Here is a 20,226-nt window from a genome sequence, read left to right on the forward strand (position 1 = left end):
CGGGTTATAAGCTCAGCTTATCAGTCCCGGAGGAGCTCATTGATGCTGGTCTTGGACCGGGTGCGCTCGTCGACCTGCTTGACGATCACGGCGCAGGCGAGGCTTGGACCACTGTCCTTGCCTGGAAGCGTACCGGGAACGACGACGGAATAAGGGGGCACGCGGCCGTAGTGGACCTCGCCCGTCGCGCGATCGACGATCTTGGTCGAAGCACCTAGGAACACGCCCATCGACAAAACGGACCCACGTTCGACGATCACGCCCTCGGCGACTTCCGAACGGGCGCCAATGAAGCAATCGTCCTCAATGATCACGGGTCCCGCCTGCAGGGGCTCGAGCACGCCCCCGATCCCGGCGCCGCCCGAGATGTGAACGTTGCTGCCGATCTGCGCGCAGCTTCCGACGGTCGCCCATGTATCGACCATCGTGCCTTCTCCGACGCGCGCTCCGATGTTCACGAAGCTCGGCATCAGCACCGCGCCGGGCGCGATGTAGGCGCCGCGGCGAACAATCGCGCCAGGGACTGCGCGGAAGGCGGCGGCAGCGAAGTCATTTTCGCCCCAGCCGGCGAACTTGGGCGGCACCTTGTCCCACCAATGCGAGCCGCCGACCCCGCCCGACATGGCCTCCATAGGGTACAGGCGGAACGACAGAAGCACGGCCTTCTTGAGCCACTGATTGACAACCCATTCGCCGTCGATCTTCTCGGCGATCCGCGAGGTGCCGTTATCGAGTGCCGTCAGTGCGGCGTCGACGCCCAGCCGCGCGGCCCCCTTCGTGTCCGGCCCAATGGAATCGCGCTCTTCCCATGCGTGCTCGATGACCCGCTGCAAATCGCTCATTCATTGTCCCCTAGGATGGATTCGAGCCACTCGCCCACGTTGGTGATGCGCTGGTCGACGAAGCGCTCGTCATAACCGTGATTGCCGCGCTCCGAGCCGTTGTCGACCCAGATCGTGGTCATTCCAAGTGCCTTCGCCGGCACGAGATTCTGCACCATGTCGTCGGCAAGAAGCGCCTGCTTCGGGTCGATGCCGAACCGCTCGCAAAGCAGGGCATAGCCGTGAGGATCGGGCTTTGGCCGGTAGCTGCTTGCATGGATGTCGTGAAGATCCTCGAAATGATCATGCACGCCGATCGCTTCGAGTACCCGGCGGGCATAAGGCGCATCGCCGTTGGTGAAGACGAAGCGGCGGCCGGGCAGGCGGCCGAGCGCGTCACTCAGCCGAGCATCGCAAGCGACCCGGTCGAGCGGGATGGCGTGAACGTCTTCGAGAAAGTCGGTCGGATCGACGTCATGCTCTTTCATGAGGCCCGCGAGCGTCGTTCCGTGCTCATGGAAATGCGCCTTTTGAAGGCGGCGAGCTTCGGCAGGGTCACAGCCGAGCAACCGCTGGATATAGGCGCCCATGCGCTCGTCGATCAGCGAGAAGAGACCGGTCGACGCCGGGTAAAGGCAATTGTCGAGGTCGAAGATCCAGTCGCGGATATGGGCGTAGCGCGGGTCCATGGCTGGGCCGCACTAACCGCCGCCGGCGGGCGGGGGCAAGCGGCGCTAGCGGCGGAATCTCGGTGCAAGCATCCCGACGCCCGCGCGATAGCGGCGGTACTCCTCTCCGAAGAGGTCGCCGAGGTCCCGCTCCTCGTAGCGGATCCCGATCAGGATATAGACCGAGAGGCCGGCCGCGAGCAGCAGATGTCCTGCAGTCATGGTCGGCGTCGCCCAAAGGGCGAGGACGAAGCCGGAATAGAGCGGGTGCGCTATCCAACGGTAGAAGAATGGCTGGCGCAGTTCCGGCTCTGCGGCTTCCCGGTTGCGCACGTGGAACCAAGCCTGCTGAAGGCCGAACAGCTCAAAATGGTTAATTAGGAAGGTGCTGAGCAGGACGGTGAACCAGCCGGCCCAGAACAACAGCCAGATAAGGTCCCGCGCAATGGGGTTCATGACGTTCCAGACGATCGTGTCGATCGGCCGCCAGCAGAGAAATAGGATAATCAGCGCAATGCTGGCGGACAGAACATAGATGCTGCGTTCGATCGGCTTGGGCACGATGCTAGTCCACCATCGCTTGAAGCCCGGGCGCGCCATCGCACTGTGCTGTAGGCCGAAGAGGGCGATCAGGAAGAGATTGATCGTCGCCGCTGCCATCGGCGGCGCGGATGGACCGGAATCCACCGTGACTGGGGCGAACTCAAACCCACCCACAAAGACGATAAGATAGAGGAACGTCGCGAAGAAGATCGCATAACAGACCATTGAGACAATTAGCGAAGCGATGCGCGACATGCCGGACCCCCCTTCGGCTGGTTGCAAAACTTCAGCGACCGCCCACCCCGTAGCGCACGACGATCGGAACTTCGCACTCGCCAATGCGCCGATAGACGGCGGAATACATGTTGCCGGGGGGGAGCTCGTTCAGCTTCTGCGGCCTGACAGGTTTGCCGCGCTGCCAGGCCGTGTAGGCGCTGGTGCGCGGGCAATTCTTTTCCGTGGTCGGCCCGGGCGAGAAGGAGCCTTGGGCGACAGCTTGCGCGGGAGGCATGCCTGCAATCAAAGCAGCGGCAAAGAGGAGCATCACGATCTCCTTTCTGCCGCGTTGAATATCATTTTCAGATCAGACGGTGAAGCTTCGCGTCAGTCCAGCGGCTTGCCGAACACGACCAATCGCTCGGTTTCCTCGAAGCCCATTGATCGGTGCCAGGAGTGACTGGCCTCATTGTCGAGACGTGCGTCCGATCCGAGCCAATTCAGCCCTTGATCGCGAGCCCATCTTTCGACTGCGGCGAGCAGCTGTGAGGCGACGCCCTTGCCACGGTGTTCCGGCTCTATCCAGATGTCCTCGACGTAGGCAGCGCGCAGGTCCGGCGCGCCTTCAGCATAATTGCGGATTCGGGCGTCGATCACGCCGACCGGCTCCTCGCCTTCAAAGGCGAGAAAGCCAACGTAGGGTTCGGACAACCTGGTGAAGCGGTCGAGTTCCGCCTCGAACTCCTTGGCGGTCAGGTCCGAGTGAAGCCGGGCGAGCATCGTCGCCCAAATAGCGTGATCCGTCGGCTCTGCGCGGCGGATGATCAGACAGTGAAGCTTTCGCCGCAGCCGCATGCGCCCTTGGCGTTCGGATTGTCGAACACGAAGCCCGCGGCGAAATCATCCTCGCGCCAGTCCATGACTGATCCGACGAGGTACAGCACCGACCCGCCGTCGACATAAAAGGTACCGCCAGGCGTCTCGATTTTCTCGTCAAACGGCTGTTCGTCAGTCACGTAATCGACCGAATAGGCAAGGCCCGAGCAGCCGCGGCGCGGCGTCGAAAGCTTAACGCCGATCGCACCTTCGGGCGCGCGGCTCATTAAGTCCGCAATGCGCTGCTCAGCCGACGGCGTCAGCGTGATCGCGGCTGGGCGGGCGCGGAGCTTGGTTTGCTTGTTCACAACATTCCCAATTCTAGGCGGGCTTCGTCGCTCATTTTCGACGGATCCCACGGCGGATCCCAGACGAGGTTCACGACCGCGTCGCGAATGCCCGGGACGGAGAGAACGCGGACCTCTACTTCCTGCGGAAGCGACTCCGCGACCGGGCAATGCGGCGTCGTCAGCGTCATGGTGATCGTCGCGTCGCCATCCTCGCTGATCTCGACATCGTAGATCAGGCCGAGCTCGTAGATGTCGACCGGGATTTCGGGATCGTAGATGGACTTGAGCACGTCGACGACCGACGATTGCAGATCGCTTCCGGCGCCGCCCTTTGGGTCCTCCTCTTTCTCGCCCGACAGGAAGCCGGTGAGATAGTCGCGCTTGCGCTCGAATTCGGGAGTCACGCGGGCGCGCGGAGGGGTCGGGACACCCGCCACCTCTTCCGTCTCAATCCTGCGTTCCTCGTTCATCCGAAGATTCTCTTCACCTGGTCGATACCGCGCACGAGTGCTTCGACGTCCGAGCTGTCGCTGTGCGCCGCGAAGCTCGCGCGAGCGGTCGACTCGACGCCTAGCCAGCGCATCAACGGCTGCGCGCAATGGTGGCCGGCTCGGACAGCGACGCCCGCGTCATCCAATATGGTGGCCGTGTCGTGCGGGTGAACCCCGTCGACGTTGAAGCTGACAATTCCGGCGCTGTCCTCAGGGCCGTAAACGGTCACGCCAGGGATGCTCTGTAGCGCGTCGCGGGTCTGTCCGACCAATGCGCATTCGTGAGCGTGAATCGCGTCCGTCCCGATCTTCTCGATCCAGTTTACTGCCGCGTGAAGCCCAACGGCGCCGACGATATGCGGCGTTCCGGCTTCGAAGCGCGCGGGCGGATCGAGGAAAGTGGTCTCCTCGAACGTGACCTTCTCGATCATCGCGCCGCCGCCCTGCCACGGCGGCATTTGCGCGAGCAGCTCGGCGCGGCCCCACAGGGCGCCAATGCCTGTCGGTCCATAAAGCTTGTGGGCGGAGAAGGCGTAGAAATCGGCGTCCACGTCGACAATGTCGACCCCAAGACGCGGTACCGCCTGGCATCCATCGAGCAGGAGCAGCGCGCCTTTCGAATGCGCGATCCCCGCCGCGCGCTTAGCGTTGAGGATCGAGCCGAGCACGTTCGACACGTGCGCGAATGCGACGACGCGATGCTCTTCTGTGAGCATCCTTTCCGCCGCATCCAGATCGATCTGACCGTCCGGCGTGAGCGGCACAGCGTCGATCTCGAACCCGGCGAGCTGCCACGGGACGATATTGCTGTGATGCTCGAGCTGCGACACCAGGACGCGGTTGCGGCCGTTCTTCGGAAGTGTGCGCGCGACGAGGTTGATCGCTTCGGTTGCGCCCCGCGTGAAGATCAGTTCGTTAGGTTGTCCGCCAATCAGGTTGGACGCGGCTGCGCGAGCGGCTTCGTAGCTCGCGGTCATGGTTGCGGAGCGTTCGTACACGCCGCGATGCACGGTGGCGTAATCGCGCGAGTAGGCGTCTGTGATCGCGTCGATCACCGCTTGCGGTTTTTGCGCGGTTGCGGCGCTGTCGAGATAGTGCCAGCCGACGATCGCGGGAAATTGGTCGCGAACGCTCAGCGCGGAATTGATGCGGGCAGGGGCGTTCATACGACTCTCCGCAATGCAGCGCGCGCTGCTTCGCAAATCGCGTCCGGATCTTGCGCGCCGTCCCACAGGCCCATGATGAAACCTTCGAGGAGCAATGCGCGGGCGGTTGCCGGGTCCATTCCGCGGCTTTCGGCGTAGAACAATTGCATCGCGTCAAGCTCACCGACGGAGGCGCCATGCGCGCATTTCACGTCGTCCGCGTAGATCTCCAATTCGGGCTTGCAGTTCGCGGTTGCGCCGCGGTCGAGCAGCATCGCTTTGACCGATTGTTCACCATCGGTTTGCTGCGCACCACGCGCCACTTCGACCTTGCCGAGATAGGAGCCGATGGCCTTGCCGTTCAGCACCGAACGGATCACCTGGCGCGAGCGTCCGCCCGGCCCGATGTGACGTACGTTGGTGACGAACTCGTTGGTCGAAACGCCGGTGCCGATATTCGCACCGAACAGCTCGAAATCCGCGCCGTCAGCCAGTGAAACTTCAAGCTCGATGCGTCCGTAAACAGGCGCATTGTTGAGCGCGAAAATGCGTGCTTTCGCCCCGCTGCCGAGCGCGAGTTGGACGCGCCGCAATTGCACGTCATCCGCGACGGGAAGCCAAACTTCTTCGATGCTTTCGCCTGCACCAACGGTGAGCGTTACCGGCTCGGCGAACGCCTCCCAAACGGGCTTCAGCGCGTCGAGGTCGGCGTAACGCCACTCCTCTTGTCTGTGCGTTGGAAATGGAGCGGTCATGCAACCGCCTCCGCATAACCTTCGCGCTCCAATTCACGCGCGAGTTCGGGTCCTCCGCTGCGCACAATTCGCCCGGCCTGAAGCACATGCACCTTGTCGGGTTCGACATAGTCCAGAAGGCGCTGATAGTGGGTGATCAGAAGCACGCCCTTGTCGGCGCTCCGCATGATGCGATTGATGCCAGCGCCGACGGCTTTCAGCGCGTCGATATCGAGCCCGCTGTCGGTCTCGTCGAGCAATGCGAACTTGGGCGCCATGATGCCCATTTGGACCATTTCGGCGCGCTTCTTTTCGCCGCCTGAGAAGCCGACGTTGACGGGGCGCTTGAGCATCTCCGCGTCCATTCCGAGAAGCTCGGCCTGTGCGCGTGCGAGACGAATGAATTCGGCGCCGGATAAATCGGCTTCGCCGCGCGAACGGCGTTGCGAATTGAGGCTCTCGCGCAGGAACTGAAGATATGAGATGCCCGGGATTTCGACCGGATATTGGAAGCCCAGGAACAGGCCGGCAGCGGCGCGCTCGTGCGGCTCCATCGCGATGAGATCGCGGCCTTCGAAGCTCGCGTCGCCTTCGGTCACTTCATAGCCCGGACGGCCGGCAAGCGTGTAAGCCAGCGTCGACTTGCCCGACCCGTTCGGACCCATGATCGCGTGCACCTCGCCCGCAGGCACGTGCAACGTCACGCCGTTGAGAATTGCCTTGTCGGCGACGGTCGCGTGGAGGTTCGAAATGTCGAGCATCTTACTTGCCGATGTCCTTCCCGGCGGGGCAGTTGGTCAGGAAATAGCGACGCATGTTGTCCATCGCGTCCTGGCGGATTCCTTCGAGCATCCGCTTGTCATTGAGCGCGCGCTGGCGGTCTTCAATAGCGGCGTCTTGGAGGTCGAGGACCTTCTGCTCGCTCGCCTTGATCGGTCCAGCCTCGCGGAGTTCGCGACGGTGATCGGCGAGCGCCAGACGATCCGCGACGATGGCTTCCTGATCGCGGAAGGTGTCGAGCATGAACTGGCTGCGTCGCGCAGCTTCGCCGGCGAAGACAGGGTTCGCAGCGGTTCGATCACACCTCGCCACCGCTCGATCGAGCGCATCGAGATCGGCCGATGCCGCCGCGAGGAATAACAGCGGCATCATCCGACTGAACCTTCCAAACTAATTCCGAGTAGCTTCTGTGCTTCGACAGCAAACTCCATTGGCAGTTGCTTCAGCACTTCGCGGGCGAAGCCGTTGACGATCAACGCGACTGCCGCCTCCTGATCGAGCCCGCGCGACATTGCGTAGAAGAGCTGGTCCTCACTGATCTTCGAAGTCGTCGCTTCATGCTCGATCGTCGCGGTCGGGTTCTTGACCTCGATGTACGGCACGGTGTGCGCCCCGCAGTCGGCGCCAAGCAGCAGTGAATCGCACTGGGTGAAGTTGCGCACGTTTTCCGCGCGCGGGAGCACGCGCACCAGCCCGCGATAAGTGTTGTTCGACCGGCCCGCGCTGATGCCCTTCGATACGATGGTTGAGCGTGTGTTGGCGCCGATGTGGATCATCTTGGTGCCGGTGTCGGCCTGCTGGCGGTTGTTGGTCAGCGCGACCGAGTAGAATTCGCCGACGCTGCCATCGCCCTTCAAAATGCAGCTCGGATATTTCCATGTGATCGCGCTGCCGGTCTCGACTTGCGTCCAGCTGACCTTCGAGCGGTCGCCCGAGCAGAGCGCACGCTTGGTCACGAAATTGAAGATTCCGCCGCGGCCTTCCTTGTCGCCGGGGTACCAGTTCTGGACCGTCGAATATTTTACCTCGGCGTCTTCGTGCGCGAAGATCTCGACCACCGCAGCGTGCAGCTGGTTCTCGTCGCGCATCGGCGCGGTGCAGCCCTCGAGGTAGGAGACGTAGGCGCCCTTGTCGGCGACGATCAGCGTGCGCTCGAACTGGCCGGTGTTCTCCGCATTGATGCGGAAGTAGGTCGACAGCTCCATCGGGCAGCGGACGCCTTCGGGCACGTAGACGAACGTGCCGTCGGAAAAGACCGCGCTGTTGAGGCAGGCGAAATAATTGTCGCGCTGGGGGACGACGGAGCCGAGATACTTCTGCACCAGCTCAGGATATTCGCGGATCGCCTCGCTGATGCTGAGGAAGATGACGCCCGCCTTCTTGAGCTCCTCGCGGAAGGTGGTGGCGACGCTGACGCTGTCGAACACCGCGTCCACGGCAACCTTGGCGGCACCTTCGACTCCCGCGAGGACCTTCTGCTCCTCGATCGGGATGCCGAGCTTCTCGTAGGTGCGGCGGATTTCCGGGTCGAGCTCGTCCAGGCTCTGAAGCTTCGGCTTCGCCTTGGGGGCCGCGTAATAATAAGCGTCCTGGTAATCGATTTCCGGGATGTCGAGCTTGGCCCAGCTGACCTCCTCCATCTCGAGCCAGGCGCGATACGCCTTGAGCCGCCAATCGAGCATCCACTCCGGCTCATTCTTCTTGGCCGAGATGAACCGGACAGTGTCTTCGCTAAGCCCCTTGGGCGCGAACTCCTGCTCGATGTCGGAGACGAAGCCCCATTCATATTCGGCGAGCTTCTCGGCGGCCTCATGCGCCTCGCGGTTGCGGATGTCTTCGGTCATGCCCGCGGTGCCTCTGCGAACGCAGGAGCCCAGGACTCCTTGTTGTTGGACTGGGCACCTGCCTGCGCAGGTGCGCACAGCTGTTCGAGGCTGACAGCGCCGAGCGCGCCGCGGACCGCATTGCCGACGATGCCCATGTGCGGCTTGACCCGGCAGTGGGCGTCCAACGCGCAGTCGGACACGCCCTCGTGGCCCGAGCAGACGGTCATCGCGATCGGACCCTCTACAGCTTCGACGATGTCGGCCAGGCTGATTTCGCCTGCCGGTCTGGCCAGCGTGAAGCCGCCGCCTGCACCGCGGACGCTGCTCAGCAGGCCCGAGCCAGCGAGCAGCCCCATCAGCTTCTGGGCTGTGGGCAACGGCACGCCCGTTTCGGACGAGAGCTCAGTCGCGCTCAGGCGCGCGGCGTTGGGCCGGCGAGCGGCGGCGGTCATCAACACGACCGCATAATCGGCGAGGTGAGTCAGGCGCATCAGCTATAATTCGGAGTTCTGCGGTAGGATTTAGTGCGTTGCCCCGCGAAACTCAACCGCCGAGGTGCCGGATTTGCTTCATTGCGCCCGCGATGACAGACGCAGAATGTGCGCCTCTACCCGCTCCTTCGCCCATTTGCCTTCGCGCTCGACGCGGAAGCAGCGCATCGGGCGACCATAAAGGCGTTGAGTCTGCTGCCGAAGCGGCAGCCGCCGCGCTTTCCCGATTCCCTCCGCACGACCCTGTCAGGCCTGGAGTTTCCTTCCCCGGTCGGTCTGGCCGCTGGCTTCGACAAGAATGCCGAGGTGCCGGCACAGATGCTCGGCTTCGGCTTCGGATTTGTGGAAGTTGGTACGGTCACCCCGCGTCCACAGGAGGGCAATCTGAGGCCGCGGCTGTTCCGACTTGCGGAGGATCAAGCCGTCATCAACCGGATGGGCTTCAACAACGAAGGGCAGGCGGCGGCGTTCGAGCGGCTGCAACGGTGCAGCAACTTTCACGGGATCATCGGCGTCAATGTCGGCGCGAATAAGGACAGCGCCGATCGTATTGCGGATTACGTGAAAGGCGTTCGCGCGATGGCGCCGGTCGCTCGATACATCACGATTAACATCAGCTCGCCGAATACGCCGGGGCTTCGGCAATTGCAGGATGAGGGCGCGCTCCGAGCATTGCTCGGCGCCGTGCAGGAAGTCCGCAGTGGCAAGCCGATTTTCCTGAAGGTCGCACCCGATCTTGGCGAAGCTGAGCCGGAGCAGATCGTGCGCGCCGCAATCGACGCGCGCATCGATGCGATCATCGTTGCGAACACGACGGTATCCCGTCCGCCGCTGAAATCGCGTTACGCGGGTGAGACCGGCGGCCTGTCTGGTGCGCCGCTCAAGCCCCTCGCTTCGAAGGCACTGCGCGACTTCCGGGCCGCTTCGGGCGGAGAGATCCCGCTGATCGGTGTTGGCGGGATCGCGACTGCGGATGATGCGTGGGAACGAATTCGTGCCGGTGCGCGCCTGATCCAGCTCTACTCGGCCATGGTATACGAAGGGCCAGGCATTGCGCGACGGATCGCGCTGGGCCTTGCAGAGCGGATGAAGCAGCACGGCTTCGCCAACATTGCCGACGCGGTAGGGACCGGGTAGCGCACGCTGATGCGCCTTCGTTTGCTTGTTTCCATTGCCGGCTTCGTCTCGCTTGCCGGTTGCGCCGCCAGTCCTGCCTCTACCCAAGCCGCCGTCCCCGGAATGGTCAGCGCCGCGGATCCGCGTGCAGCCGACGCCGGAGCGCAGATGCTTCGGAAGGGCGGCAGTGCGGTTGATGCAGCGTTTGCGACTTTGCTCGCGCTCAACGTGGTCGAGCCGCAGAGCTCGGGCATCGGCGGGGGCGGCTATCTCGTCTACTCGGATCGGGGCGGACAAGCAGTCACGTTCGATGGGCGCGAAACGGCGCCTCATGCCGCCGACGGCAATTGGTTCCTGGTCGACGGCCAGCCGATGCCCTTTTCGGAGGCGCAGCCGGGCGGGAAGAGCGTTGGCGTTCCCGGGAACATCAGGATGATGGCGGCCGCGCATCAGCGCTACGGCAAGTTGCCCTGGGCGACACTGTTCGAGCCAGCGATCAAGCTGGCGCGTGACGGGTTCAAGATGACGCCGCGCCTGCACAACGCCTTGGCGAGTGCGCGCGTGACGGGGGCCTTCACGGCCCAAGCGCGCGGCATCTTCTACGCCGCGGACGGCAATCCGCTGCCGGTCGGCACGCTGATCCGCAATCCGGCACTCGCTGCCTTCCTCGAGCGGGTCGCTGCGCGTGGCCCGGATAGCTTCTACGTTGGCCCGAACGCGCAGGCGATCGCGGCTGCGGTCAGCAGGGCGCCGCACAATCCCGCACCGATGACCACTGGCGACATCGCTTCCTACGACGCCAAGCCGCGTGAGGCGGTGTGCGGCACGTATCGCGGTTACCGAATCTGCGGGATGGGGCCTTCCTCATCCGGCGCCACGACGGTGTTCGCGATCCTGAAGCAGTTGGAACGGTTCGACCTGACCGGTCTCGGCTCGCGCAATCCGACGAGCTGGCACTTGATCGCGGAGTCCATGCGGCTCGCGTATGCCGACCGTGATCAGTATCTCGGCGATCCGGATTTCGTCCATGTGCCGACCCTTGGGTTGATGGACGCGAAGTATCTCGCCAGCCGTTCTGCGCTGATCTCACCGAATGGGACGATCGCGATTGCTGCCGCGGGAACACCGCCGGGCGCACCTGCAATGGCCCCGGGGCTGTCACCGGCAGAGCATGGAACCTCGCACTTTGTCGCCGTCGATAAATGGGGCGATGTCGCCTCCGAGACGTCGACCATAGAAAGCGGCTTCGGCTCGGGGCTGATGGTCAACGGCTATTATCTCAATAATGAGCTCACCGACTTCAGCTTCACGCCTACCAACAACGGCGTGCCGGTCGCGAACCGCGTGGAAGGCGGCAAGCGTCCCCGTAGTTCGATGAGTCCCACGATCGTCTACGGCCCCGATGGCCACGTGCGTCTGGCAGTCGGCGCGGCGGGCGGCGCGACCATCATCGCCCAGGTCGCAAAGGCAATCATCGGCGTCATCGACTGGCATCTCAGTGCGCAGCAAGCCGTTGCGCTTCCGACGATCTTCGCACCGGGCGGCGATACGGTGTATCTGGAGCGCGGCACGTTCCTGGAAGGCATCGCTCCGCAGCTGCAGGCGCTGGGTCATACAAGTATCGACTACCGTCCGCCGACGACCTTCAAGGGCAATGCGGTCGAGTTCGTAAATGGCCGCTGGGTGGGTGCGGCCGATCCGCGCAGCGAGGGCGCTGTCGTTTCGGAATAAGGGGGAACTTTGGCTCGGCAACTCGAACGGTTCGAAAACCTCGTCTCCATGTTCCTGACGCGCGCCCAGGAGAAGGGCGATGCGCCATTTCTCTGGGCCAAGCGTGAAGGCGCATGGCAGTCGATCAGCTGGAATGAAGCGGCGCGGCAGGTTGCGGCCCTTTCGGCATCGTTGCGGGCCATTGGTCTGCAACCCGGCGACCGGGTGGCTCTGGTCAGTGAGAACCGTCCGGAATGGCTGATCGCCGACCTCGCCATCATGGCTGCAGGTTGTGTGACGGTTCCGACCTACACGACCAACACGACGCGCGATCACGCGCACATCCTGGGCAATTCGGGTGCGCGCGCCGTTATAGTGTCGAACCAGAAGCTCGCTAAGAATTTGGTGCCCGCCGTGCTGACGTCGAGCGAATGCCACCACATCATTGGTATCGACGACATTCGGGTCGGGCAGACGCCGGACTGGGTTAACGTCCATCACTGGGCGGATCTTACGGCTGGGGAAGCGGACGTCGAAGGGCTGCGCGAGCGCGAAAAGAAGGTCGCTCGCGGAGACCTCGCCTGCATCATCTATACGAGCGGCACGGGCGGTGCGCCGCGAGGGGTGCAGCAGCATCACGGCGCGATCCTCTGCAACCTGGAGGCTTGCACCGACATCATCTCAAGCGACTTCGGCTGGGACGACGAAGTGTTCCTGTCATTCCTGCCCGCGAGCCATGCTTACGAGCATACCGGCGGGCAGATGTTCCCGATCGCCTTGGGTGCGCAAATCTATTACGCCGAGAGCCTCGAGCGCCTCGCCTCCAATATCGAAGAAGTGCACCCGACGATCATGGTCGTCGTCCCGCGGCTGTTCGAGATGCTACGCTCACGCATCATCAAGACGATCGAAAGCAGCGGCGGGCTGTCGAAGTACCTGTTGCAGCGCGCGCTGAAGATCGGTTCGGACAAATATGAAGGGAAGCTCAAGCCCTGGGATCTCCCGATGGATGGAATCCTCGCACTGACGCTTCGGCGCAAGATCAGGGAGAAAGTGGGCGGCCGGGTCAAGGCTTGGGTGTCAGGCGGCGCCCCGCTCAATCCTGAGGTCGGCATCTTCTTCGAATCTCTGGGGATCACCTTCCTGCAGGGCTACGGCCAGACAGAAGCGGCGCCGCTCATCAGCTGCAATCGGCCGCGCGTCGGCATTCGCCTCGACACGGTTGGGCCGCCAGCCGGTTGCGAGGTCCGGATCGCCGAGGATGGCGAGATCATGGTTCGCGGCGAGAACGTCATGCATGGTTATTGGCGCAACGAGGAGGAGACCGCGCGCGTCCTGAAGGACGGCTGGCTCGCGACAGGCGATGTGGGGCATTTCGACGAGAAGGGCCGGATCGTCATCACCGACCGCAAGAAAGACCTGATCGTCAACGACAAGGGCGACAATGTGTCGCCGCAGCGGATCGAAGGAATGTTGACGCTCCAGCCGGAGATCGCGCAGGCGATGGTCTACGGCGATCGCGAGCCGCACTTGGTCGCGCTGCTGGTTCCAGAAGCGGAGATTGCCTCGAAGCCAGACCTGCAGCAGCGCCTTCAGAAGGCGGTCGATCGCGTGAACGCCGACCTGTCGGTAATCGAACGTGTGAGGCGTTTCATCCTCGCGGACGAGGGCTTTACGATCGAGAACGAGCAGCTGACGCCGTCACTCAAGATCCGGCGTCACGTCATCAACAAGGTCTACGGCGAGCGGCTCGCCGCACTATACCGGCGCTAGCCGGCTCGCCGGTATGGGGTGAAGTTGCTGAGGACGCAGGCGCCCTTGAGGGCCTTCGTCTGCTGGTCGATGATCCTCATCTCGTCGCCCGAGCAAAGTCCCAGCGCGCTGGACGATTTGGTAATTATGATGTTGCTGGGGTCAGCCGCATCGGAGCAGCCACTTCCCTCGACGTCGCTGACGTAGACCAGGCTTGGGTTCACGTAGAATGCCACGTTGTTGTTGGTGACCACGCTAGGAGCGTTGCCGGAGTAGACGGAAGGGATGCAGGTGATCTTGGCCTCGGCAGTCTTGCCGGCAAGCATCGCCTGGAGGCGGGCCACTCCCTGAGCGTCCTGCGCCGTTTGCGGAGCATTGGTACAACCCGCAAGAAGGGCGACGCCGACGATCATCATTGGCAATTTGCGCATATCGAACCTCGCTTTTCTTCTCTTTTTCTCCGCACCCGTCAGCTTCCAGCGGTTACGCCATATGGCACAATTTCGCCTACGGTGCAGCTACCTACCGGCATGCGGCTCGTCAGATCGACGACGCGTGCTGCATATCCTTGGCATGCATTGCGACCTCAACCATATCTCTGCGCCGCTATTCCAGAGCGCTTTCGATCATTAACGAAAGCTGTCTTTGGCGGTGCGGCGACGAGCGAATTCCTCCACGTCTGTGGCGCGGACGAAGGGATTGGTTTCACGCTCCTGCGCGACAGTGGTCGGAACCGTGATCTTCCCCTCATCGCGCAGCGCCTTCACTTCTTCGAGGCGGCGGCCGACTGCCGCATTGTCAGGCTCCGCATGTTCAGCGAACCGCGCGTTCGCGAGCGTGTATTCGTGAGCACAGTAGAGGCGGGCGTCATCGGGCAGTTCGGTCAGTCGTTGAAGAGAGCGATACATCTGCTCCGGGCTGCCCTCAAACAGGCGGCCACAGCCCATGGCGAACAAAGTATCGCCGACAAACGCCACCTTATCCTCGTCGAAGATCAAGGCGATGTGACCGAGCGTGTGGCCGGGGACCTCGATGACGCGGCCCCGATGATCGCCAATGCGGATCTCGTCGCCTTCGGAGAGGGGAATGTCTCGCGCCGGAATGTCCTCCCGTTCGGGACCCGAGACCAGCACGCCGGTCGCTTCCTTGATGACGATGTTCCCGCCGGTGTGATCGGGATGCCAGTGAGTGTTCCAGATCTGGGAAATGGTCCAACCGCGCCGCTTGGCCTCTTCTAGCGCTGGGGCGGCGTCGCCGGGGTCAACGACCGCGGTCTGGCCGCTGTCTTCGTCATGGACGAGCCAGATATAATTGTCGCTGAAGGCAGGGACCGCGACGATCTCCATGCGCCAGGCCTTTACCTCTGATGCCCGAGCACCGCCAGCGCGTCGCTGGCGAGCTTGCGCGTCAGTTCCGTCGCGCCCATCGGCTCACCAAGGGCTGCATTCTGGCCGGCGAGGCTCGGCAGGAATCCATAGTCTTCACGTTCCATGGCCGCGACGAACAACGGCGAGATGACAAGTCCCGCGAGCGGGTAGGGCGGTGCCTCCCAGCGGATCGGTCCAATCTCGTCGATGAGACGGCCACGCACCGCGCGCGCGATGCCGCCACTATAGACGTTGGTCATGATCGTCTGGCGTTTCTTGAGCATCTCCTTGTGCCCATCCGGAAGGAAGGTCTCGGGACAATGGAGATAGGCAGTGCCGACCTGAACCGCGCTCGCGCCGAGCGTCAAAGCGGCCGCGATCGTACGTCCGTCAGCGATTGCGCCTGCCGCGATGACCGGCACAGAAACGGCGTCGACGACTTGCGGGATGAGGGCAAAGAGGCCTGGTGCTTCGCGCCAATCGCTGCTCTCCAGGAACCGCCCGGTGTGGCCCCCGGCCTCATAACCCTGCGCGATGATCGCATCGACGCCTGCGTCCTCCAAAAAGATTGCTTCGGCGACCGTCGTTGCGCAGCCGAGGATCGTCGCTCCGGTGGCTTTGACACGATCGAACAGGTCTTCGTCCGGCAGTCCGAAGTGAAAGCTCACGACTTTCGGCCGGAGTTCTTCGACCACCTCGCAGCTGCGATCGTTGAAGGGCAATCTGAGGGCGCCAGCAGCCGGCTCATCGACGCCCAAAGCGGTGTAATAGGGCAGGAGAAGAGCCCTCCAGCTACCATCGTCGACCTGGTGAGGCATGTGGTGACAGAAGAAGTTGAGGTTCACCGGTCCATGAGTCTGACTTCGAACCGCAATGAGCTGCTGGCGGATTTGATCTGCCGGAAGCATTCCGCAAGGCAGCGACCCAAGCGCGCCGCCACGAGACGCAGCAACGCACAGATCGACGCCGCCGACGTTGGCCATGGGCGACTGGATGATCGGCTGTTCGACCCCGACCAGGTCGAGGAAGCGCCGGTCGCGCCAACTTACCATTCGCCGCTGTTCGCCATCGAAGCCCAGGGCTCCGCGGGCGCCAGCGCGGCGCCATTCTGAAGCAATTCGATTGAGATGTTGTCGGGTGTGCGGACGAAGGCCATGCGGCCGTCGCGCGGCGGCCGATTGATCGTCACGCCGGCATCCATCAGCCGGCTGCAGGTCTCGTAAATGTCATCCACTTGGTAGGCGAGATGGCCGAAGTTGCGGCCGCCCGCATATCCGGACTCGTCCCAATTATGCGTGAGCTCGACCTCGCCCCCAGGATCGCCCGGCACGCCGAGGAAGATCAGCGTGAACCGGCCCGCCTCATTGTCCATCCGCCTTCGCTCCTTGAGGCCGAGCAGTTGAAAAAATGCAACAGTGGCGTGCGGATCGGACACTCGGATCATCGAATGCAGGAATTTCATTTCGCTTCGTCTCAACTCATCGCTATAAAAGCACGGTTCGTCGCAGCCGTGACCGGCGATCGTGACCGGTGGCTGCTCGTCAATGCGGACGAACGCAGGGTATCACACAGATGATCCAGAAGCTGCAGGACAGCCGTGCCGTCCTTTTAGGCGCGGTCGCGATATTTGCGGTTGGTCTCACCACAAGCGGCTACGCGCTGGGAGACGGCTTGCGCCGTTCCAAGATGGCGGAGCACAGGAACGTGACGGTGCGCGGCGTTTCCGAACGCAACGTCACCGCCGACCTGGCGACCTGGTCGGTCAGTTTCTCGCACCAGGGCGAGGATCTCAATTCGGTTCAGCAATCGACGGACAATCAGGCGCGGGCAGTGCGCGCATTCTTCCAGCGGGCGGGTTTCAAGCCCAGCGAAGTCACGGATACCGATGTGTCCCTCAATCGCGAGCAGCAGCGGGACAATTCAGGCAAGCCGGTCGGCCCGCAGAAGCTGGTCGTCAGCCGGTCAATTCAGCTCCGTACGAATGACGTCATGAAGGCGCGCGACGCCTATACGCAACAGGCGCAACTGCTGCGGGACGGCGTCGAGCTTTCAGGGAGCGGCATCAGCTACACGTTCACAGGGCTCAACCGGCTGAAGCCGCAGATGATTGCCGAAGCCAACAAGAACGCCCGTCAGAGCGCCGAGCAGTTCGCGCACGACAGCGGGGTCGCGGTCGGGAAGATGAAGACCGCGAGCCAGGGCTATTTCTCGGTCGGCGCGCGTGACGGCGAGGATTGTGACGACTGCGGTTCATCGGGCGGAAGCTCGCCGTTCCAGAAAGTCCGCGTCGTGACGACGATCGATTACGACTTGGGCTGAGGCTTCGGCTCTGTAACGACGGTGGTTGGCGCGGGCAGCATCTTCAGTGCATCCCGCGCCGCCTTTCCGGTAGGGCCGTTGGGATCGCCCGCCGATGCACGCGTCCAATAATCGCGAGCACCCACCTCATCGCCAGTGAAGTGGGCGACGTGACCAGCCTCGAACAGGATCGTCGGATCGCTGGGCGCAAGCTTCAGCGCCTGGCCGATCGAGGATTGGGCCGTGCCCGGATCGTTTTCGCGGATCGCGAGGGCCGCAGAGAAATACCAATAGAATGGGTCTTCGGCGATCGTTGCGCGCGCCTCGTTCAGCCGTGCGCGGGCGGTTTTCAAATCGTTTTGGGACTCGGCAGCTCGGGCTCGGTCAAGCAAGGCCTCACCCCGCTGCTCGCCTTCGAGACCGGGAAGGGTGAGGGCCTTGTCGATGTCGAGCGCGGCCTTCCCCGCCTGACCGGCCGCGATCCACATGTTGCCGGCGGCCGCGTAGAGACGAGAGGTCTTCGGATCCTTCTCGGACGACGCCTTCGCTGCTGCCTCGAATGCTTCGGCAGCGCCTTGCTCGTCGCCGGCGTTCTGCGCCTGGAGCGCCTTACAGACTAGCGCATCGGGCGTGCCCACGTCGGGGCACGCAGCGGGAGTAGTGGACGCGGGAGCGGCAGCGGCTATTGTGGCGGCGATGGCGAGGATCATTGGTTCGGCTCCAGCAGGGAAGCGACCGTCCGCAGGATCGCATCGATCTCATGGGGTTCGGACAGCCGGTGCCCGCCGCCCTTGATGGTCAATAGCTGGACATCGGCTGAACGGAGCGCGCGCATGGTGCGGAAGGCGATGTCGAGCGGTACGTCTTCGTCGCGCTCGCCATGGACCAGCCTTACCGGAGATGTGATGTCGATACGCGCGTCCAGCAGGCGCAACTCTTCGCCCGACTCCCAGAAAGAGCGCGTGACGATTTGCGGCTCAGGTCCGTAGGGGTTCGGCTCTTCGAGGCGGCCTTCCGCGAGCAATGTTTCCTTCTGGCCATCCGTGAAGCCCCACTCGGTGAAGTCCGGTGCAGCGGCGATTCCGACCAGCGCCTGAACTCGTTCCGGGCGAAGGAGGGCGACGTGAAGTGCAATCCATCCACCCATCGATGAACCGATCAGAACGAGTGGGCCTTCGGTGACCTGGTCGATAACGCAGAGTGCTTCCTCCAACCACAGCGCGAGCGTGCCTTCTTCGAACTCGCCACCGCTGGATCCCGTGCCGGAATAGTCGAAGCGGAGGATCGAGAGGCCGCTCCGTTCTGCAAAGGCATCCAGCGCGAAGGCTTTCGTGCCTTCCATGTCCGACGCATAGCCAGGGAAGAAGACGAGGGTAGGCGAGCCGCCGGCGCGAAGGCGGTAGGCGATGCAGCGTTCGCCGACATCCAGGTGGCGCAACTCCAACGTCATCCGCCCAACTAGACGGATTCACGCCAGGCGCGACACTTTTGATCGAACGCGGCCGGGGCCGCGTCAGATCACCAGAACGCGACGGTCAGCGCAGCGCCGATGACGACGGCAGACAGTCCGAGACCGATCGAAATGTTCTTGAGATTCTCACGCAGAGTGTCGTCGAACATGGAAACCCCCTCCCCGTTTGACGACTTCAATCTACCACAAATCCAAGTGTGCGCCAGCGAATAAATACCGACGAGTCAACGAGTTACCTTCAGCCAACTTGGTTGTTAATCAGCACCGAATGCCGAAGCATCTTTGATGCTGAATTTCACGCATGCGCTGAAGGTCATCCTCCGCATTTCTTTCCAGTTTATCCCAGTCCTCGGGCGCCAGGCATATGCGTTTGGGGAAAATAGTACCGGTGCCCATCCAACGGCAGACCGTTTGCTCACGGCCGGCGATTTGTTGCTGCGTGATAGTGATTGGAGGGTGGGACACTGGTGCGGGCTGGGTAGTCGTGGCGGGAACGGCCAAGAGGAATGCGCTCAAGATTAGCGAGACAGGCATATCACTCTCTCCTACCGGCAGCCTGCGATATCGCGCCAGCCGTGCTTAGAACACGATACACCACCGACGTTCAGCGCGAACTTACAACGACGATGCTGTTATACGCTTGCGAATTCGAGGAGGCTCTCCATGAAATACCGGAAGCTCGGCGATAGCGATCTCAACGTATCCGAAATCTCCCTCGGCTCCTGGCTGACCTACGGAGTTGGCGTCGAGGCGGACAAGGCGCGGGCCTGCCTGGACGAGGCATTCGATCAGGGGATCAACTTCGTCGACACTGCCAACATCTATGGACGGGGTGCAGCCGAGTCGTTTTTGGGAGAGGCCCTTCAGGGCCGTCCCCGTGACTCTTATGTACTCGCAACGAAGCTCTATTTCCCCATGTCCGAGACGGATCGAGGGCTGTCGCGCGAGCAGATCGAGAAGCAACTCGATGCGTCCCTGCGGCGCCTGCGTACCGACTATGTCGATCTTTACCAATGCCACCGGTACGACTGGGACACGCCGCTCGAGGAAACGCTCGAAGCGCTGACCCGCGCGGTCGAGAGCGGCAAGACGCGCTACATCGGCTTTTCGGAATGGCCTGCAGAGCGGATCCAGTCGGCGATCGACCTGTGCAACGCGCACGGGTTCGCGAAATTCGTGTCGAGCCAGCCGCAATATTCATTGCTCTGGCGCGAGCCGGAGGACGAGGTCATTCCTCTGTGTGCGGCGAACGGCATTTCACAGATCGTCTGGTCCCCGCTTGGGCAGGGTGTGCTGTCTGGCAAATATGATCCCGATCGCCCGCCGCCGCGCGATTCCCGCGCCGCGAGCGAGAGCATGAGCGGCTTCATGGACCGGCTACTGGAGCCGGACGTGCTTCGCGCCGTGCAGCGGCTGAAGCCCATTGCCGAGGAGGCCGGACTGACGCTTCCTCAGTTTGCGCTAGCCTGGGTGCTGCGGGAGCCCAACGTCGCCTCGGCGATTATCGGCGCATCCCGACCCGAGCAGGTACGCGAGAATGCGGCAGCATCGGGGGTCGTCATCGATACTCAGCTGTTCATGCGCGCCGAAGCGATCGTCGACGAAGCGCTTGGACGCGTCGAAGCCTAGAG

General features: G+C 62.9%; 24 protein-coding genes. 5 read left to right on the plus strand and 19 right to left on the minus strand.

Annotation, left to right across the window (positions count from 1 at the left end):
• Positions 1–20 precede the first annotated feature (20 nt).
• Genes dapD through AC4GYV_RS14415 form a run of 13 tightly spaced genes read right to left on the minus strand, consistent with a single transcriptional unit; the run spans position 21 to position 8,881 of the window.
• Positions 21–842 (minus strand): 2,3,4,5-tetrahydropyridine-2,6-dicarboxylate N-succinyltransferase, encoded by an 822-nt coding sequence (gene dapD, locus AC4GYV_RS14355; protein ID WP_491101377.1) that lies wholly within the window; start codon positions 840–842, stop codon positions 21–23.
• The gene (locus AC4GYV_RS14360) at positions 839–1,510 is read right to left on the minus strand and encodes a pyrimidine 5'-nucleotidase (RefSeq protein WP_491101378.1); all 672 of its coding nucleotides are present in this window, start codon (positions 1,508–1,510) and stop codon (positions 839–841) included. Before AC4GYV_RS14360 ends, dapD begins: the two co-directional genes overlap by 4 nt.
• A 45-nt stretch (positions 1,511–1,555) precedes the next feature.
• A complete protein-coding gene (mddA, locus tag AC4GYV_RS14365) occupies positions 1,556–2,287 on the minus strand; it encodes a methanethiol S-methyltransferase (protein ID WP_491101379.1) in 732 nt (243 codons plus the stop codon).
• A 31-nt stretch (positions 2,288–2,318) separates the two neighbouring features.
• Positions 2,319–2,576, minus strand: a complete 258-nt coding sequence (locus tag AC4GYV_RS14370) for a hypothetical protein (RefSeq protein ID WP_491101380.1) — start codon at positions 2,574–2,576, stop codon at positions 2,319–2,321.
• A 59-nt stretch (positions 2,577–2,635) separates the two neighbouring features.
• Positions 2,636–3,103 (minus strand): GNAT family N-acetyltransferase, encoded by a 468-nt coding sequence (locus tag AC4GYV_RS14375; RefSeq protein ID WP_491101381.1) that lies wholly within the window; start codon positions 3,101–3,103, stop codon positions 2,636–2,638.
• Positions 3,073–3,432, minus strand: coding sequence for a HesB/IscA family protein (locus AC4GYV_RS14380; RefSeq protein WP_491101382.1), 360 nt, complete (start codon positions 3,430–3,432; stop codon positions 3,073–3,075). The genes AC4GYV_RS14375 and AC4GYV_RS14380 overlap by 31 nt, the downstream gene beginning before the upstream one ends.
• A complete protein-coding gene (locus AC4GYV_RS14385) occupies positions 3,429–3,884 on the minus strand; it encodes an SUF system Fe-S cluster assembly protein (RefSeq protein ID WP_491101383.1) in 456 nt (151 codons plus the stop codon). The genes AC4GYV_RS14380 and AC4GYV_RS14385 overlap by 4 nt, the downstream gene beginning before the upstream one ends.
• Complete coding sequence (locus AC4GYV_RS14390; protein ID WP_491101384.1) at positions 3,881–5,071, minus strand: cysteine desulfurase; 1,191 nt, start codon at positions 5,069–5,071, stop codon at positions 3,881–3,883. The genes AC4GYV_RS14385 and AC4GYV_RS14390 overlap by 4 nt, the downstream gene beginning before the upstream one ends.
• The gene (locus tag AC4GYV_RS14395; protein WP_491101385.1) at positions 5,068–5,805 is read right to left on the minus strand and encodes a SufD family Fe-S cluster assembly protein; all 738 of its coding nucleotides are present in this window, start codon (positions 5,803–5,805) and stop codon (positions 5,068–5,070) included. Before AC4GYV_RS14395 ends, AC4GYV_RS14390 begins: the two co-directional genes overlap by 4 nt.
• Positions 5,802–6,545 (minus strand): Fe-S cluster assembly ATPase SufC, encoded by a 744-nt coding sequence (gene sufC / locus AC4GYV_RS14400; protein WP_491101386.1) that lies wholly within the window; start codon positions 6,543–6,545, stop codon positions 5,802–5,804. The genes AC4GYV_RS14395 and sufC overlap by 4 nt, the downstream gene beginning before the upstream one ends.
• Position 6,546: 1 nt before the next feature.
• Positions 6,547–6,936 (minus strand): hypothetical protein, encoded by a 390-nt coding sequence (locus tag AC4GYV_RS14405; protein ID WP_491101387.1) that lies wholly within the window; start codon positions 6,934–6,936, stop codon positions 6,547–6,549.
• Positions 6,933–8,408: a Fe-S cluster assembly protein SufB gene (gene sufB / locus AC4GYV_RS14410; RefSeq protein WP_491101388.1), complete on the minus strand. Its 1,476-nt coding sequence runs from the start codon at positions 8,406–8,408 to the stop codon at positions 6,933–6,935. Before sufB ends, AC4GYV_RS14405 begins: the two co-directional genes overlap by 4 nt.
• Positions 8,405–8,881: an RrF2 family transcriptional regulator gene (locus tag AC4GYV_RS14415; RefSeq protein WP_491101389.1), complete on the minus strand. Its 477-nt coding sequence runs from the start codon at positions 8,879–8,881 to the stop codon at positions 8,405–8,407. Before AC4GYV_RS14415 ends, sufB begins: the two co-directional genes overlap by 4 nt.
• A gap of 108 nt (positions 8,882–8,989) precedes the next feature.
• On the opposite strand from AC4GYV_RS14415, the gene AC4GYV_RS14420 reads away from it, so the two are divergent.
• Genes AC4GYV_RS14420 through AC4GYV_RS14430 form a run of 3 tightly spaced genes read left to right on the plus strand, consistent with a single transcriptional unit; the run spans position 8,990 to position 13,480 of the window.
• Entirely contained in the window at positions 8,990–10,018 is a 1,029-nt protein-coding gene (locus AC4GYV_RS14420) for a quinone-dependent dihydroorotate dehydrogenase (RefSeq protein ID WP_491101390.1), read from the plus strand.
• Between the two features lie 9 nt (positions 10,019–10,027).
• The gene (gene ggt / locus AC4GYV_RS14425) at positions 10,028–11,728 is read left to right on the plus strand and encodes a gamma-glutamyltransferase (protein WP_491101391.1); all 1,701 of its coding nucleotides are present in this window, start codon (positions 10,028–10,030) and stop codon (positions 11,726–11,728) included.
• Positions 11,729–11,776: 48 nt separating this feature from the next.
• Entirely contained in the window at positions 11,777–13,480 is a 1,704-nt protein-coding gene (locus AC4GYV_RS14430; RefSeq protein WP_491101619.1) for an AMP-dependent synthetase/ligase, read from the plus strand.
• Here the strand turns inward: AC4GYV_RS14430 and AC4GYV_RS14435 are convergent.
• The 4 genes from AC4GYV_RS14435 to AC4GYV_RS14450 form a co-directional block, all read right to left on the minus strand.
• Positions 13,477–13,890, minus strand: a complete 414-nt coding sequence (locus AC4GYV_RS14435) for a hypothetical protein (protein WP_491101392.1) — start codon at positions 13,888–13,890, stop codon at positions 13,477–13,479. The two genes, AC4GYV_RS14430 and AC4GYV_RS14435, sit on opposite strands and share 4 nt — an antisense overlap.
• Before the next feature lie 198 nt (positions 13,891–14,088).
• Complete coding sequence (gene gloB, locus AC4GYV_RS14440) at positions 14,089–14,805, minus strand: hydroxyacylglutathione hydrolase (protein ID WP_491101393.1); 717 nt, start codon at positions 14,803–14,805, stop codon at positions 14,089–14,091.
• A gap of 11 nt (positions 14,806–14,816) precedes the next feature.
• Positions 14,817–15,878, minus strand: a complete 1,062-nt coding sequence (locus tag AC4GYV_RS14445; RefSeq protein ID WP_491101394.1) for an NAD(P)H-dependent flavin oxidoreductase — start codon at positions 15,876–15,878, stop codon at positions 14,817–14,819.
• Positions 15,872–16,288 carry a VOC family protein gene (locus AC4GYV_RS14450; protein WP_491101395.1) on the minus strand — a complete coding sequence of 139 codons (417 nt, stop codon included), beginning with the start codon at positions 16,286–16,288 and terminating at the stop codon, positions 15,872–15,874. The genes AC4GYV_RS14445 and AC4GYV_RS14450 overlap by 7 nt, the downstream gene beginning before the upstream one ends.
• A 68-nt stretch (positions 16,289–16,356) precedes the next feature.
• On the opposite strand from AC4GYV_RS14450, the gene AC4GYV_RS14455 reads away from it, so the two are divergent.
• Positions 16,357–17,145 (plus strand): SIMPL domain-containing protein, encoded by a 789-nt coding sequence (locus AC4GYV_RS14455; protein ID WP_491101396.1) that lies wholly within the window; start codon positions 16,357–16,359, stop codon positions 17,143–17,145.
• On the opposite strand, the gene AC4GYV_RS14460 is transcribed toward AC4GYV_RS14455, so the two are convergent.
• Entirely contained in the window at positions 17,130–17,834 is a 705-nt protein-coding gene (locus tag AC4GYV_RS14460) for a tetratricopeptide repeat protein (RefSeq protein ID WP_491101397.1), read from the minus strand. The two genes, AC4GYV_RS14455 and AC4GYV_RS14460, sit on opposite strands and share 16 nt — an antisense overlap.
• Positions 17,831–18,574: an alpha/beta fold hydrolase gene (locus AC4GYV_RS14465; protein WP_491101398.1), complete on the minus strand. Its 744-nt coding sequence runs from the start codon at positions 18,572–18,574 to the stop codon at positions 17,831–17,833. The genes AC4GYV_RS14460 and AC4GYV_RS14465 overlap by 4 nt, the downstream gene beginning before the upstream one ends.
• A gap of 684 nt (positions 18,575–19,258) precedes the next feature.
• Between AC4GYV_RS14465 and AC4GYV_RS14470 the strand changes: the two genes are divergently transcribed.
• On the plus strand, positions 19,259–20,224 hold the full coding sequence (locus tag AC4GYV_RS14470) for an aldo/keto reductase family protein (RefSeq protein WP_491101399.1): 966 nt from the start codon (positions 19,259–19,261) through the stop codon (positions 20,222–20,224).
• The last annotated feature ends 2 nt before the right edge of the window (positions 20,225–20,226 follow it).

It is taken from the genome of Sphingomonas sp. SP4 (genome assembly GCF_058313375.1).

Bases quoted from the DNA above. Each gene is read 5' to 3' on its own strand.
- dapD (WP_491101377.1), bottom strand. From the start codon at position 842: ATGAGCGATTTGCAGCGGGTCATCGAGCACGCATGGGAAGAGCGCGAT.
- AC4GYV_RS14360 (WP_491101378.1), bottom strand. From the start codon at position 1,510: ATGGACCCGCGCTACGCCCATATCCGCGACTGGATCTTCGACCTCGAC.
- mddA (WP_491101379.1), bottom strand. From the start codon at position 2,287: ATGTCGCGCATCGCTTCGCTAATTGTCTCAATGGTCTGTTATGCGATC.
- AC4GYV_RS14370 (WP_491101380.1), bottom strand. From the start codon at position 2,576: ATGCTCCTCTTTGCCGCTGCTTTGATTGCAGGCATGCCTCCCGCGCAA.
- AC4GYV_RS14375 (WP_491101381.1), bottom strand. From the start codon at position 3,103: ATGCGGCTGCGGCGAAAGCTTCACTGTCTGATCATCCGCCGCGCAGAG.
- AC4GYV_RS14385 (WP_491101383.1), bottom strand. From the start codon at position 3,884: ATGAACGAGGAACGCAGGATTGAGACGGAAGAGGTGGCGGGTGTCCCG.
- AC4GYV_RS14390 (WP_491101384.1), bottom strand. From the start codon at position 5,071: ATGAACGCCCCTGCCCGCATCAATTCCGCGCTGAGCGTTCGCGACCAA.
- AC4GYV_RS14395 (WP_491101385.1), bottom strand. From the start codon at position 5,805: ATGACCGCTCCATTTCCAACGCACAGACAAGAGGAGTGGCGTTACGCC.
- sufC (WP_491101386.1), bottom strand. From the start codon at position 6,545: ATGCTCGACATTTCGAACCTCCACGCGACCGTCGCCGACAAGGCAATT.
- AC4GYV_RS14405 (WP_491101387.1), bottom strand. From the start codon at position 6,936: ATGATGCCGCTGTTATTCCTCGCGGCGGCATCGGCCGATCTCGATGCG.
- sufB (WP_491101388.1), bottom strand. From the start codon at position 8,408: ATGACCGAAGACATCCGCAACCGCGAGGCGCATGAGGCCGCCGAGAAG.
- AC4GYV_RS14415 (WP_491101389.1), bottom strand. From the start codon at position 8,881: ATGCGCCTGACTCACCTCGCCGATTATGCGGTCGTGTTGATGACCGCC.
- ggt (WP_491101391.1), top strand. From the start codon at position 10,028: ATGCGCCTTCGTTTGCTTGTTTCCATTGCCGGCTTCGTCTCGCTTGCC.
- AC4GYV_RS14430 (WP_491101619.1), top strand. From the start codon at position 11,777: ATGTTCCTGACGCGCGCCCAGGAGAAGGGCGATGCGCCATTTCTCTGG.
- AC4GYV_RS14435 (WP_491101392.1), bottom strand. From the start codon at position 13,890: ATGCGCAAATTGCCAATGATGATCGTCGGCGTCGCCCTTCTTGCGGGT.
- gloB (WP_491101393.1), bottom strand. From the start codon at position 14,805: ATGGAGATCGTCGCGGTCCCTGCCTTCAGCGACAATTATATCTGGCTC.
- AC4GYV_RS14445 (WP_491101394.1), bottom strand. From the start codon at position 15,878: ATGGTAAGTTGGCGCGACCGGCGCTTCCTCGACCTGGTCGGGGTCGAA.
- AC4GYV_RS14450 (WP_491101395.1), bottom strand. From the start codon at position 16,288: ATGAAATTCCTGCATTCGATGATCCGAGTGTCCGATCCGCACGCCACT.
- AC4GYV_RS14460 (WP_491101397.1), bottom strand. From the start codon at position 17,834: ATGATCCTCGCCATCGCCGCCACAATAGCCGCTGCCGCTCCCGCGTCC.
- AC4GYV_RS14465 (WP_491101398.1), bottom strand. From the start codon at position 18,574: ATGACGTTGGAGTTGCGCCACCTGGATGTCGGCGAACGCTGCATCGCC.
- AC4GYV_RS14470 (WP_491101399.1), top strand. From the start codon at position 19,259: ATGAAATACCGGAAGCTCGGCGATAGCGATCTCAACGTATCCGAAATC.